Raw genomic sequence first — 12,660 nt, forward strand, 5'->3', positions numbered from 1 at the left:
GAGTCGATATGAAGCGCACCATCTACGAAGCCGAGCACGAGGCGTTCCGCGACACCGTACGCGGATACATCGAGAGCGAGCTGGTGCCCAACGCCGAGAAGTGGGAAGCCGATCGCATCGTCGACCGGTCGGCCTATGTCGCGGCGGGCAAGCACGGCCTGATCGGGTTCAACATGCCCGAGGAATACGGCGGCGGCGGTTCGGACGACTTCCGGTTCAACGCGGTCATCGACGAGGAGATCGCCAAGGCCGGTGTGCCGGGACCCGGACTGAGCCTGCACAACGACGTCGTCGCACCGTATTTCAAGGACCTCACCACCGATGAGCAGAAGGCACGGTGGCTCCCGGGGATCGCCAGCGGCGAGACGATCATCGCCGTCGCGATGACCGAGCCGGGCGCGGGCAGCGACCTCGCGGGCATCCGCACCTCGGCCGTACGCGACGGGGACGACTGGATCCTCAACGGGTCCAAGACGTTCATCTCCTCGGGCATCAACAGCGACCTCGTCGTCGTCGTGGCGCGCACCGATCCCGAGGCCGGCCACAAAGGCTTTTCGTTGCTGGTGGTCGAGCGGGACATGCCCGGGTTCACCCGCGGCCGCAAGCTCGACAAGATGGGGATGCACGCCCAGGACACCGCCGAGCTGCACTTCGAGAACGTCCGGGTGCCGAACGACAACGTGCTGGGCAAGGAGGGCCGCGGCTTCTACCACCTGATGCAGAACCTGCCCTCGGAGCGGCTCTCGATCGCGATCTCCGCGATCGCCGGGGCGCGCGAAACCTGGCGCCAGACACTGCAATACGCCAAGGATCGCAAGGCGTTCGGCCAGCCGATCGGCAGCTTCCAGCACAACCGGTTCCTGCTCGCGGAGATGGACACCGAGCTCGACGTCACCGAGCAGTACGTGGACCGGTGCCTGCAGGCCATCGTCGACGGCGAGCTGACCGCGGTCGAAGCGGCAAAGGCGAAGTGGTGGGCGACCGAGGTCGCCAAGAAGGTCGTCGACCAGTGCGTGCAGCTGCACGGCGGCTACGGCTGGATGATGGAGTACCGCGTCTGCCGTGACTACGTCGACGGTCGCATCATGACGATCTTCGGCGGCACCACCGAGATCATGAAAGAGATCATCGGCCGCGATCTCGGCCTGTGAACAGCGATTTCGGCGTGGTTGTCATCGCTGAGCGACGACAACCACGCCGAAGTCACTAACCAATCGGGGCTTCTGCGGCTGGAGTGGTGGACGTCTCGGCGGGCAGCGGCGCAGCCGGCGTGCTCGTCGGGGTCGCCGACGTGCTGGTCGGTACGGCCGAGGTGCTCGTGGACGTCGGTGTCGTGGGGGCCGGTGCGTCCGCCGGGTTCAGCACGTGGTCGACCAGGTAGATCCGTGCGTTCTCCGCCTGGATGCCGCCGCACAACACCTTGGTGGTCTCGTTGACCTTCAGGTCACCACCGGAGCCGGTCACCTCGATCTCGGTGCCCTCCTGGGTGGGCCGCTGGCCCTTCACGTCATCGGGGCCCAGCAGGCCGAGGAACACGTGGTAGTAGAGCAGGCTGGTCAGCGCGGCCGGATCGGTGCGCAGCACCTCCTGCTGCTCGGGCGGCAGCTCGGCGAACGCCTCATTGGTGGGGGCGAACACCACGAACGGGCCGTTGTCGAGCACCGGGGCGATGTTGACCGCCGGGTTCAGCTGACCCGACACCGCGGCGTTGAACGAACTGATGTCCGGGATGGCGGCCAGCGCCTTGCTCACCGGGACGTTGTTCAGGCTCTTCCAGTTCGGCACCGCTTTTTTGAACGGATCGCACTGCGGACCCTGCGGGTCGGGGATCTCGGCCGTCACGGTCGTGGTCGTCGGCTGGGCGGATGCGGTGACAGCCAGCGGAACCGACAGGGCGATCGCGGCGGCACTCGCAGCGATGCCGATGGCCTTGCTGGGGCGGGTCTTCACGTTCTGCTCCTCATGCTCGTCAGGTCGCTTGGCATGCTATGCGCACGCTCGGGTCACGACCAAGTCGAGAATGTGTCGCGGCTGGGCCACGACGTGTTACAGGAGAGCCCCTGACCAGGGCTTATCGCGCGCCCACAGCAGGTGTGCAGAGCTGCTCCGAGAGCTGCCACAACTCCAGTGCGCGCGCCTCGTCCATGGCATACGGCGCCGCCTCGGTGACTGCGCAGTCGGACAGATAGACGCCCCCGGCAGCGGCCACCTCGTCGCTGACGGCGGCCCACACCTGTGTCGCCGCGCCGTACTCCGGCGTGGTGAACTGCCGGTTGGTGCGGCCCCGCTGGTTCAAGTCGGCGAAGTCCTGCTCGTCCATGTGCCGGGCCAGCGAGGTGGCGACGATGCCGGGATGTACCGCGTAGGCGTGCACACCGCTGTCGCGCAGGCGACGGTCCAGTTCGACGGCGTGCAACACGTTGGCCGTCTTCGAGGCGCCGTACGCGGTGAATTTGTCGTAGTCGCGTCGTTCCCAGTTGGGATCGTCCAGGTCGACGTCGCCGAGCCGGTGGCCCTCCGAGGAGAGGTTCACCACCCGCGCGCCGTCAGCGGCGACCAGGGCGGGCAGCAGCGATCGGGTCAGTTCGAAGTGGCCCAGATGATTGGTGCCGAACTGCAGCTCGAATCCGTCGACGGTGCGCTCGAACGGCGTGAACATCACCCCGGCGTTGTTCATCAGGACGTGCACGGCCGGGGTGAGGTCGCTGATCTCCGCCGCGGCCGCACTCACCGACTCCAGCGAGGTGAGGTCCAACCGCACCGTCGCGGTCAGTGCCTTCGGCTCCTGGTCGCGAACCCATGACTCGGTCTCGGCGAGCGCCGCCGCGTCCCGACCCGTCAGGATCACCCGCGCACCCGTGCGTGCCAGGCATCGGGCCGACTCGCGGCCCAGTCCCGACGTCGCGCCGGTGATCACGACGGTCTTACCGGTCAGATCGACGTCCTCGACGATCTGCAGGGCGGTGGGGGTCGACATCGTCGTCGAATCGGAGGCGCTCACGACGAGAGGATCGCACGCGCCCGCCGACGACGTCGCAGCCGACCCTACGATGGCGCCATGCCGGAGCCACTGATCCTTCCCATCGCCGGGCACGCACCGCAGCTGCATCCGCAGAGCTGGGCCGCGCCGAACTCCACCCTCGTCGGCCGGATCATCCTGGCCGAGGGGGCCAGCGTCTGGTACGGCGCCACCCTGCGCGCCGAGACCGAGGACATCGAGATCGGGGCGGGCAGCAACATCCAGGACAACGTGACGATCCACGTCGACCCGGGTTTCCCGGCGCGCATCGGCGCCGGCGTGACGGTAGGGCACAACGCGGTGCTGCACGGGTGCACCATCGGCGACGACACGCTGATCGGGATGGGGGCGGTGGTCCTCAACGGAGCCAGCATCGGTGCGGGGTGTCTGATCGCGGCCGGGGCGGTGGTGTCCCAGGGCGCGGAGATCCCGCCCGGGCACATGGTGGCCGGGGTGCCCGCGAAAGTGCGCCGCGAGCTCGCCGACGCGGAGAAGGAAGGCATCAAGACGAACGCTCTTGTGTACCAGGAGCTGGTCAAACTGCACCGTGACACAGGCAACGTCTGACATCGGGGTCGTTGGGGTAAAGACCTACCGTGGGTAATCGGACTCTGGTCACCGGCGCGAGTGGCTACATCGGCTCGCGACTGGTCACGGCGCTTCTGGAAAACGGGGACGACGTCGTCGCGGTCAGCCGTCACCCGCAGAGGCTGAGCGAATTCGGTTGGTACGACCGGGTTTCGACGGTCGAGTTGGACGCAGGTGACGCCGCCTCCGCGCGCCGGGCGTTCGATGAGGCCGGACCGGTCGACGTCGTCTATTACCTGGTGCACGGCATCGGGCAGCCCGGCTTCCGGGAGGCGGACAATCAGGCCGCAGCCAACGTGGCCGAGGCAGCGAAGGCCGCGGGGGTGCGCCGCATCGTCTATCTCGGCGGTTTCGTGCCGCAAGCACCCGACGGTGGGCCGCTCTCGGAGCACCTCTCCAGCCGCGCCGAGGTCGCCCACGCACTGCACGTCGACGGCGGGCCGGACGTGGTGTGGCTCGGTGCGGCGATCGTGCTCGGAGCCGGGTCGACGTCCTTCGAGATGATGCGCTACGTCGCCGACCGGTTTCTGCTGCTGCCGATGCCGGAATGGTCGGCCAACCCCATCGACCCGATCTCGGTCCGCGACGTCGTGTACTACCTCGTCGCCGCCGCGGACGGCAAGGTTCCCGCGGGCTCGTACGACGTCCGCGGCCCCGAGACCACCACGTACGGGGACCTGCTGCGCACCTATGCGCGCATCGCCGGGATCTGGCGCACACCGGTACCGGTGTACGGCATCGACACCGGCCTGGTGTCCATGTTCAGCGGCGTCATCCTGCCCGTACCCGGCGGCTTGGCGGGCGACCTCATCGAATCGCTGGACTTCCCGATGATGGCGACCCAGGACGGGCTCTCCGGGCTTGTCCCCGATCCGCCGGACGGCCTCACGAGCATCGAGGACGCGATCCGCGCCGCGGTGACCAGTCCGGCACGCCGGCCCGTGGACGAGCTCGCCGACCCCCACCACCTCGCCGACACCGATCCGGACTGGGCGGGCGGGGACGCGCTGCGGCTGCGCCAACTCGCCTGCGCCGTCACCCCTCACGTCGTCCAGCCGGTGCTCGGCCTGATCGGACTGGTGCCCAAACCCGTTGCCGCTGCCGTCCGCACCGGTCTCGATCACCTGATCGGACTGGTGCCCAAGGGGAGTACTGCGTGAACAGTTCAGAGCACACGCCGCTGTCCGGCGAGATCAAGCAGATCGCGCGCACCAAGGCGCCTGCGTTCAACGAACCGCCGTCGATGGTCACCCGGCGCAAGTTCGTCGTCGGGGTGTTCTTGCTGATCGGCGCGGCGCTGCTGGGCTATTCGCTCAGTCTCCCGCCCGGCGACAGCTCGTTCGTGTGGCTCACGCTCGCGCTGGCCGCGGTCTGGGCGATCGGGGCGTTTCTCTCCGGTCCACTGCACTGGGGGCACGTGAGTTTCCGCGGCCGCAACCAGCGCCCGGTGATCACCGGTACCGGCGTCGGCCTCGGTCTCGGCGCGGTGTTCGTCCTCGGCGCGCTGGTCGCACGTCAGATTCCCCCGGTGCGCGACTACATCACCAGCGTGCTGGAGTACGTCAACACCGCACCACTGTGGGCGATCGCGTTCATCACGGTGATCAACGGCGTGGCCGAGGAGATGTTCTTCCGAGGCGCGCTGTACACCGCGCTGTGGAAGTACAAGCCGGTGATCGTGTCGACAGTGTTGTACGTGATCGCCACAGCGGTCACGACCGGCAACCCGATGCTGGGCTTCGCGGCGATCATCCTCGGCACCGTGTGCGCGTTGGAGCGGCGCGCCACCGGGGGAGTGCTCGCCCCGATGTTGACGCACTTCTTCTGGGGTCTGGTGATGGTGCTCGCGTTGCCGCCGATGTTCGGCGTCTGAGCCGGCGGGTATCGCAACCGCCCGGGCGTCGAGCCTTGCGCCTGCGCCGAGATCGACGAAATGGTGCGTTCTTCTCGCACTTTCCCGCCCGAACGTCGGTTTGGGCGGGAAGGGGGTCAGGAGTCGGTGAAGTTCGGCTCTCGGCGCTGCTGGAAGGCGCGCATCCCTTCGCGAGAGTCGTTGGCGTTCAACAGGATCAGCTGACCCTGCTTCTCGCGCTCCAGAGCGCCTTCGAGTTCGGTCAGCGTCGCGGCGTTGACGGCGTCCTTCGTCTTGCGCAGTGCGACGGCCGGTCCGCGTGCCAGCCGCGCGATCACCGCGTCGACCTCGGTGGCGAAATCGTCGGCCGGATACACCGCGCTCACGAGCCCCCAGTCGAAGGCCTCAGCGGCGGGAATGCGCTCGGCCAGCAGCGCCATCCGCATCGCGCGGATGCGTCCGATCGCCGCGGCGATCAACGCCGAGGCGCCACCGTCGGGCATCAACCCGATCTTGGTGAAGGCAAGCATGAAAAACGCCTTCTCCGAAGCCAATACGACATCGCAGGCCAGCGCCAGCGATGCTCCGACGCCCGCTGCGGCGCCCTGCACCACCGCGACCGCCGGCTGCGGCAGGGCCACGATCGCGCGGATGCACCGGTTGGCCGCGTCGAGGACCTCGGCCGGCGTGCCCGACGCACCCGGATCGGCGTGGTCGCTCTCGCTGATGCCTGCCCCTGAGGAGAATCCGCGCCCGGCGCCCTCGATGCGCACCACCCGCACCTCGGGGTCGCCGGCGGCGCGATCCAGCGCGTCGGCCAGCGTGTTCAGCATGGGGGCGGTCAGCGAGTTCAGGCTGTCCGGGCGATGCAATGTCGCAGTCAAAATGCCTCCCTCGCGGCTCACCCGGAGGTCGTCGATACCCACGTATTCCTGCGTCGTCGCCATAGTCAGGCACCCTAGGTGGGTCGAGAAGGTTATACAAGTAAGCTATGTCGGGCTCGACCGAGCGACCGAGACGAAGGACGGGTGGAGATGGCTGGACCTCTGCAGGGACTGCGCGTGGTGGAGTTGGCGGGCATCGGTCCCGGCCCTCACGCGGCGATGATCCTCGGCGACCTGGGCGCCGACGTGGTGCGCGTGGAACGTCCGGGCAAGGGTGGCGGGGCGCCGAGCGGTGACTACCTGCTGCGTAACCGGCGATCCATCGGCGCCAATCTCAAAGACCCGGCCGACGTCGAGAAGGTGCTGGGCCTGATCGCCAAGGCCGACGTGCTGATCGAGGGCTTCCGGCCCGGGGTGACCGAGCGTCTCGGCCTGGGTCCCGAGGACTGCGCGAAGGTCAACGAGCGCCTGATCTACGCGCGCATGACGGGCTGGGGGCAGGACGGTCCGCGAGCTCAGCAGGCCGGCCACGACATCAACTACATCTCGCTCAACGGCACGCTGCACGCGATCGGGCGGGTGGGTGAGCGTCCGGTACCCCCGCTCAACCTGGTCGGTGATTTCGGTGGCGGATCGATGTTCCTGCTGGTCGGTGTGCTCGCCGCGCTCTATGAGCGCCAGACCTCGGGCAAGGGCCAGGTCATCGATGCCGCGATGGTCGACGGCTCCAGCGTGCTGACCGCGATGATGTGGGCGTTCCGCGGCACCGGCATGTGGAGCGACGAGCGCGGAACCAACATGCTCGACACCGGTGCGCCCTACTACGACACCTACACCTGCGCCGACGGTCGCTACGTCGCGGTCGGGGCGATCGAGCCGCAGTTCTACGCCGAGATGCTCAAGGGGCTGGGCCTCGACGCCGCCGAGCTGCCCGACCAGAACGACGTCAGCCGGTGGCCTGAGCTGCGCGCGCGGCTGACCGACGCGTTCGGCGCGCACGACCGCGACCACTGGGCCGCGGTGTTCGCCGGCACCGATGCCTGCGTCACGCCCGTGCTGTCGTTCGCCGAGGTGGAATCCGAGTCGCACAACACCGAGCGCGACACCTTCTACCGCGAGAACGGAAACCTGTACCCGGCGCCGGCGCCTCGGTTCTCCCGCACCGTGCCCGACGCCCCGAAGGCACCGGGTGTGCCGGGCGCCGACACCGAAGCTGTTCTGCAGGACTGGGTTTAGCCAACAGAAAGGAACCGATCAATGGAGATCAAGGACGCTGTCGCGGTCGTCACCGGGGGTGCCTCCGGTCTCGGTCTGGCGACCACGAAGCGCCTGCTGGACCGCGGCGCATCCGTCGTCGTGATCGACCTCAAGGGCGCCGAGGCGGTTGCGGAGCTCGGCCCGCGCGCGAAATTCGTCGAGGCCAACGTCACCGATCCCGAGCAGGTGGCCGCGGCGCTGGACGCGGCCGAGGAGATGGGCCCGGTCCGCATCGACGTCAACTGTGCCGGCATCGGCAATGCGATCAAGACCCTCGGCAAGGAGGGGCCCTTCCCGCTCGACGGTTTCCGCAAGGTGGTCGAGGTCAACCTGATCGGCACGTTCAACGTCATTCGCCTTGCGGCAGAACGCATTGCCAAGACCGAGCCCATTGCCGGCGAGCGTGGCGTGATCATCAACACCGCGTCGGTGGCCGCGTTCGACGGGCAGATCGGGCAGGCCGCGTACTCCGCATCGAAGGGCGGCGTGGTCGGCATGACGCTGCCGATCGCCCGCGACCTGTCGCGTGATCTGATCCGTGTCGTCACCATCGCGCCGGGCCTGTTCAAGACCCCGCTGCTGGGCTCGCTGCCCGAGGAGGCGCAGGCCTCGCTGGGCAAGCAGGTGCCCCATCCGGCGCGCCTCGGCGACCCCGACGAGTACGGCGCACTCGCCACGCACATCGTCGAGAACCCGATGCTGAACGGCGAAACGATCCGGTTGGACGGGGCGATCCGGATGGCGCCGCGATGAGCGCTTGCGCGAAGAGCATCAGGCCGCAGATGAGCGCTTGCGCGAAGAGAAGAGGGCAGCGATGACGATTCAGACCAAGTTCACCGAGGTCTTCGGTGTCGAGCACCCGATCGCCCAGGGCGGTATGCAGTGGGTGGGGCGCGCGGAACTCGTTGCGGCCGTAGCCAATGCGGGTGCGCTGGGCTTCCTGACGGCGCTGACGCAGCCGACGCCGGCGGATCTGGCCAACGAGATCGCCAAGACGCGGGATCTGACCGACAAGCCGTTCGGGGTGAACCTGACGATCCTGCCGGCGATCAATCCGCCGCCCTATGACGAGTACCGCCAGGTGATCGTCGACGCCGGCATCACGATCGTCGAGACGGCGGGGTCGAACCCGGCGCCGCACCTGCCGATGTTCCACGACAACGGCATCAAGGTGCTGCACAAATGCACCTCGGTGCGGCATGCGGTCAAGGCTCAGAGCCTCGGCGTGGACGGCATCAGCATCGACGGCTTCGAATGCGCGGGGCATCCCGGCGAAGACGACATCCCCGGTTTGGTGCTGATCCCGGCGGCCGCGGACAAGATCGAGATCCCGATGATCGCCTCCGGCGGGTTCGCCGATGCGCGGGGCCTGGTGGCCGCGCTGGCCCTGGGGGCCGGCGGCATCAACATGGGATCGCGGTTCATGTGCACCGTCGAGTCGTGCATTCACGACAACGTCAAAGAGGCGATCGTCGCCGGTGACGAGCGGGGTACGGAGCTCATCTTCCGCAGCCTGCACAACACGGCGCGCGTGGCATCGAATGTGGTGTCTCGGGAGGTCGTGCAGATCCTCGCCGGCGGCGGCCAGTTCGACGACGTCAAGGATCTGGTGGCCGGTTCGCGGGGCCGGAAGGTGTTCGACGACGGCGACGTCGACGCGGGAATCTGGACTGTCGGCACGGCCATGGGCCTGATCAACGACATTCCGACGGTGGGCGAGCTGGTGTCGCGCATTGTCACAGAGGCGGAGGACCTGATCCGCGGCCGGCTGGCCGGGATGGTCGCGCAGACCACAGCGGTCTAGCAGGGTCGTGACGTAGTCGCAGTACAGCGGTGAAGAGCGCGCGTCTGTCGAGGGCGCGCGCTCTTTGTCAGACTGCGGTAGGCAGGGTCTGCTCGTCGTCGAGCTGCTCCGACGTCAGCCCCTCGACGAGAACATCGCCGTGGTAGAGGGCGTCGAAATCAACCTTGATGACATCAGCACTGGTGTCGTCGATCCACATGTACTGAACAGTAACCACGGGCTCTAAGGAATCTTTGAGCCTCGTTTCGGAAAACTGTGGCAATTCTTACCCGCGGGTAGGTTCTGCCGGTCCCGGTGCTCTCGCGGGCGGTGATTACGGGGTCGTCATGGTTCGGTTCGGCAGTCGCAGGCGCCGCTACGATGGCGGCGTCAACGCAGGAGGCCCAGGTGCTGCAGCGGATCGCGTCGTCGGCCATCGCCGCCCCGCGCCGCATCCTCGCCGTCGCGGCCCTGGTCATGGTGGCCTGTGGCGTCTTCGGTATCCCGGTGGCCGGCGAGTTGTCCGCCGGCGGGTTCGGCGATCCCACCTCCGAGTCCGCCCGCGCGTCGCAGATCCTCATCGATCACTTCGATCAGGGCGACATGGACCTCCTGGTCAGCGTCACCGCCGACGATGGCATCGAGGCGGCCCGCCCGGTCGCCACCGAGATCGTGGCGGGGCTGACCGCCTCACCTCACGTCAGTCAGGTCAGCTCGGCGTGGACGGCGCCGCCGCAGGCAGCGGCGGCGTTGGTCAGTCGCGACGGCAAGACCGGGTTGATCGTCGCGGGCATCACCGGCGGGGAGACCGGCGCGCAGCGGCACGCCGAGGAGCTCGACGAGGCGCTGCTGTACGACCGTGACGGCGTGACCGTGCGCGCGGGCGGTGTCGCGATGACCTACGTGCAGATCAACGCGCAGACCGAACGGGATCTGCTGCTGATGGAGTCGATCGCGATCCCGCTGAGCTTCGTGGTGCTGGTGTGGGTGTTCGGCGGACTGCTGGCGGCGGGTCTGCCGCTGGCCGTCGGCGGGTTCGCGATCCTCGGGTCGATGGCGGTGCTGCGGGCCGTCACGCTGGTGACCGATGTGTCGATCTTCGCGCTGAACCTGTCGATCGCCATGGGGCTGGCGCTGTCCATCGACTACACCCTCCTGATCATCAGCCGCTACCGCGACGAACTCGCCGACGGCGCCGATCGCGAGCGCGCGCTGATCCGCACGATGACGACCGCGGGCCGCACCGTGCTGTTCTCGGCGATGACCGTCGCGCTGTCGATGGTCGCGATGGTGATCTTCCCGATGTACTTCCTGAAGTCGTTCGCCTACGCAGGTATCGCCGTGGTCGCGTTCGCGGCGCTCGCCGCGATCGTGGTGGCCCCCGCGGCGATCGTGCTCGCCGGTGACCGGCTCGATGCGCTCGACGTCCGGCGCCTGGTGCGCCGGGTTCTGCGGCGACCCGATCCCGCACCCGTTCCGATCGAGCAGATGTTCTGGTATCGGTCGACGACATTCGTGATGCGTCGCCCGATTCCGATCGGCCTGGCTGTGGTGGCACTTCTGCTTCTGTTGGGCCTGCCGTTCCTCGGGGCGAAATGGGGCTTCCCCGACGATCGGGTGCTGCCGCAGTCCGCCTCGGCGCGGCAGGTCGGCGACGAGATGCGGGAGAACTTCGCGGTCGACTCGTCGAACAACGTGGTCGTCGTGCTGCCCGACACTCGTGGCGTCACACCCGGGGATCTCGACGGGTACGCGGCGGCGCTGTCCCGGGTCGGTGACGTGACGACGGTGTCGGCACCCGGCGGCACGTTCGGCGACGGCACGAAGGTGGGGCCGCCGGGTGCCGCCGCCGGAATGGCCGACGGGAGAGCGTTTCTCACCGTCGGCAGCACCGCGCCGCTGTTCTCCGACGCATCGGAGACCCAACTCGACCAGCTGCACGCCATCGAACCGCCCGCCGGCCGGGAGGCGATGCTGACCGGGCTGGCCCAGATCAATCGCGACAGCTCCGCATCGATCACGTCGCGGCTGCCCGCGGTGCTCGGCGTCATCGCCGCGATCACCTTCGTGCTGCTCTTCCTGCTCACCGGGTCGGTGGTGCTGCCGTTGAAGGCGTTGGTGCTCAACGTGTTGTCTCTGACGGCGGCATTCGGTGCCCTGGTGTGGATCTTCCAGGACGGCCATCTCGGGGCTCTGGGCACGACGCCGACCGGCACGCTGGTGGCCAACATGCCGGTCCTGCTGTTCTGCATCGCGTTCGGGCTGTCGATGGACTACGAGGTGTTCCTGGTCTCGCGCATCCGGGAGTACTGGTTGGCCTCGGATCGCAGCGCGGCGGCCAACGACGAGAGCGTGGCGCTGGGGTTGGCCCGCACCGGCCGGGTGGTCACCGCGGCGGCGCTTCTGATGGCGATCTCGTTCGCGGCACTGATCGCCGCGCAGGTGTCCTTCATGCGGATGTTCGGTGTCGGCCTGACGTTGGCGGTTCTCGCGGACGCAACGCTGGTGCGGATGCTGCTGGTGCCCGCGTTCATGCACGTGCTGGGTCGGTGGAACTGGTGGGCCCCGGCGCCGTTGGCCCGACTGCACCGACGCATAGGATTGCGGGAGAACTGACGGGCGTGTGAGGAGCTCTACTGATGGCGACCACTGTCGATCACCCGTTCTTCGCGCGCATGTGGACCGTGATGTCGGCCCGGGAGCCGGAATCGGTGCGGCGGTTGCGCCGGGAGAATCTGGCCGGGCTGACGGGCCGCGTGCTCGAGGTCGGCGCTGGCACCGGGACCAACTTCGCGTTCTATCCCGCCACCGTCACCGAGGTCGTCGCCGTGGAACCCGAGCGCAGGCTGGCCGTCGTCGCCGAGCACGCGGCAGCGCTGGCCGCGGTGCCGGTCACTCTCACCACCGACACCGTCGAGGGGTTCGGCACCGGTGAGCAGTTCGACGCGGTGGTGTGCTCCCTGGTTCTGTGCTCGGTGGAGAATCCCGATGACGTTGTCGGGCAACTGTTTTCCCTGCTGAAGCCCGGGGGTGAGATGCGCTACCTGGAGCACGTCGCCGAATCCGGGGCCAGGGGTGGCCTGCAGAAGGTCGCCGACGCGACGATCTGGCCGCGGCTGGCGGGCAACTGCCACACGCATCGCCGCACCGAGGAGACCATCGCGGCGGCGGGGTTCCGGCTCGAAGGGCGCCGGGAGTACACGATGCCCCGCTGGGTGCCGCTGCCCGTCTCCGAGGTCGCGATCGGCCGGGCGGTGAAACCGGCCTGACAGATCAG

At 68.2% G+C, this 12,660-nt stretch carries 13 protein-coding genes; 9 read left to right on the plus strand and 4 right to left on the minus strand.

Annotated elements, in window-relative coordinates:
- Positions 1–8 precede the first annotated feature (8 nt).
- Entirely contained in the window at positions 9–1,151 is a 1,143-nt protein-coding gene (locus MHN84_RS24220) for an acyl-CoA dehydrogenase family protein (RefSeq protein WP_241207063.1), read from the plus strand.
- A 55-nt stretch (positions 1,152–1,206) separates the two neighbouring features.
- Here the strand turns inward: MHN84_RS24220 and MHN84_RS24225 are convergent, their stop codons facing one another.
- Together MHN84_RS24225 and MHN84_RS24230 are read right to left on the minus strand one after the other, a co-directional pair.
- The gene (locus tag MHN84_RS24225) at positions 1,207–1,950 is read right to left on the minus strand and encodes a fasciclin domain-containing protein (protein ID WP_241207064.1); all 744 of its coding nucleotides are present in this window, start codon (positions 1,948–1,950) and stop codon (positions 1,207–1,209) included.
- Positions 1,951–2,071: 121 nt separating this feature from the next.
- Positions 2,072–2,977, minus strand: coding sequence for an SDR family NAD(P)-dependent oxidoreductase (locus tag MHN84_RS24230; RefSeq protein WP_241207111.1), 906 nt, complete (start codon positions 2,975–2,977; stop codon positions 2,072–2,074).
- 81 nt (positions 2,978–3,058) lie between these two features.
- On the opposite strand from MHN84_RS24230, the gene MHN84_RS24235 reads away from it, so the two are divergent.
- The 3 genes from MHN84_RS24235 to MHN84_RS24245 are packed head-to-tail and all read left to right on the plus strand — an operon-like array spanning position 3,059 to position 5,480.
- Positions 3,059–3,586: a gamma carbonic anhydrase family protein gene (locus MHN84_RS24235; RefSeq protein ID WP_241207065.1), complete on the plus strand. Its 528-nt coding sequence runs from the start codon at positions 3,059–3,061 to the stop codon at positions 3,584–3,586.
- A gap of 29 nt (positions 3,587–3,615) precedes the next feature.
- The gene (locus MHN84_RS24240) at positions 3,616–4,767 is read left to right on the plus strand and encodes an NAD(P)H-binding protein (RefSeq protein WP_241207066.1); all 1,152 of its coding nucleotides are present in this window, start codon (positions 3,616–3,618) and stop codon (positions 4,765–4,767) included.
- Entirely contained in the window at positions 4,764–5,480 is a 717-nt protein-coding gene (locus tag MHN84_RS24245) for a lysostaphin resistance A-like protein (RefSeq protein ID WP_374238418.1), read from the plus strand. The genes MHN84_RS24240 and MHN84_RS24245 overlap by 4 nt, the downstream gene beginning before the upstream one ends.
- A 116-nt stretch (positions 5,481–5,596) precedes the next feature.
- Here the strand turns inward: MHN84_RS24245 and MHN84_RS24250 are convergent, their stop codons facing one another.
- Positions 5,597–6,406 (minus strand): enoyl-CoA hydratase, encoded by an 810-nt coding sequence (locus MHN84_RS24250; RefSeq protein WP_241207067.1) that lies wholly within the window; start codon positions 6,404–6,406, stop codon positions 5,597–5,599.
- An 87-nt stretch (positions 6,407–6,493) separates the two neighbouring features.
- Between MHN84_RS24250 and MHN84_RS24255 the strand changes: the two genes are divergently transcribed.
- From MHN84_RS24255 to MHN84_RS24265, 3 genes are all read left to right on the plus strand, one after another.
- Positions 6,494–7,579, plus strand: a complete 1,086-nt coding sequence (locus tag MHN84_RS24255; protein WP_241207068.1) for a CaiB/BaiF CoA-transferase family protein — start codon at positions 6,494–6,496, stop codon at positions 7,577–7,579.
- Positions 7,580–7,600: 21 nt separating this feature from the next.
- Positions 7,601–8,353, plus strand: coding sequence for a 3-hydroxyacyl-CoA dehydrogenase (locus tag MHN84_RS24260; RefSeq protein ID WP_241207069.1), 753 nt, complete (start codon positions 7,601–7,603; stop codon positions 8,351–8,353).
- A gap of 61 nt (positions 8,354–8,414) precedes the next feature.
- The gene (locus tag MHN84_RS24265; protein WP_241207070.1) at positions 8,415–9,404 is read left to right on the plus strand and encodes a nitronate monooxygenase family protein; all 990 of its coding nucleotides are present in this window, start codon (positions 8,415–8,417) and stop codon (positions 9,402–9,404) included.
- Between the two features lie 67 nt (positions 9,405–9,471).
- Here MHN84_RS24265 and MHN84_RS29750 read toward each other — a convergent pair whose 3' ends face one another.
- Positions 9,472–9,603, minus strand: a complete 132-nt coding sequence (locus tag MHN84_RS29750) for a hypothetical protein (protein ID WP_109777580.1) — start codon at positions 9,601–9,603, stop codon at positions 9,472–9,474.
- A 188-nt stretch (positions 9,604–9,791) separates the two neighbouring features.
- Between MHN84_RS29750 and MHN84_RS24270 the strand changes: the two genes are divergently transcribed.
- Together MHN84_RS24270 and MHN84_RS24275 are read left to right on the plus strand one after the other, a co-directional pair.
- Positions 9,792–11,999 carry an MMPL family transporter gene (locus tag MHN84_RS24270; RefSeq protein WP_241207113.1) on the plus strand — a complete coding sequence of 736 codons (2,208 nt, stop codon included), beginning with the start codon at positions 9,792–9,794 and terminating at the stop codon, positions 11,997–11,999.
- A gap of 23 nt (positions 12,000–12,022) precedes the next feature.
- Entirely contained in the window at positions 12,023–12,652 is a 630-nt protein-coding gene (locus tag MHN84_RS24275) for a class I SAM-dependent methyltransferase (protein ID WP_241207071.1), read from the plus strand.
- Positions 12,653–12,660 lie beyond the last annotated feature (8 nt).

This window comes from Mycobacterium sp. PSTR-4-N (genome assembly GCF_022348085.1).
Classification (GTDB): Bacteria; Actinomycetota; Actinomycetes; order Mycobacteriales; family Mycobacteriaceae; genus Mycobacterium.

Coding starts and splice junctions, on each gene's coding strand:
- MHN84_RS24230 (WP_241207111.1), bottom strand. CDS start 2,977: ATGTCGACCCCCACCGCCCTGCAGATCGTCGAGGACGTCGATCTGACC.
- MHN84_RS24260 (WP_241207069.1), top strand. CDS start 7,601: ATGGAGATCAAGGACGCTGTCGCGGTCGTCACCGGGGGTGCCTCCGGT.
- MHN84_RS29750 (WP_109777580.1), bottom strand. CDS start 9,603: ATGTGGATCGACGACACCAGTGCTGATGTCATCAAGGTTGATTTCGAC.
- MHN84_RS24275 (WP_241207071.1), top strand. CDS start 12,023: ATGGCGACCACTGTCGATCACCCGTTCTTCGCGCGCATGTGGACCGTG.
- MHN84_RS24250 (WP_241207067.1), bottom strand. CDS start 6,406: ATGGCGACGACGCAGGAATACGTGGGTATCGACGACCTCCGGGTGAGC.
- MHN84_RS24235 (WP_241207065.1), top strand. CDS start 3,059: ATGCCGGAGCCACTGATCCTTCCCATCGCCGGGCACGCACCGCAGCTG.
- MHN84_RS24265 (WP_241207070.1), top strand. CDS start 8,415: ATGACGATTCAGACCAAGTTCACCGAGGTCTTCGGTGTCGAGCACCCG.
- MHN84_RS24255 (WP_241207068.1), top strand. CDS start 6,494: ATGGCTGGACCTCTGCAGGGACTGCGCGTGGTGGAGTTGGCGGGCATC.
- MHN84_RS24220 (WP_241207063.1), top strand. CDS start 9: ATGAAGCGCACCATCTACGAAGCCGAGCACGAGGCGTTCCGCGACACC.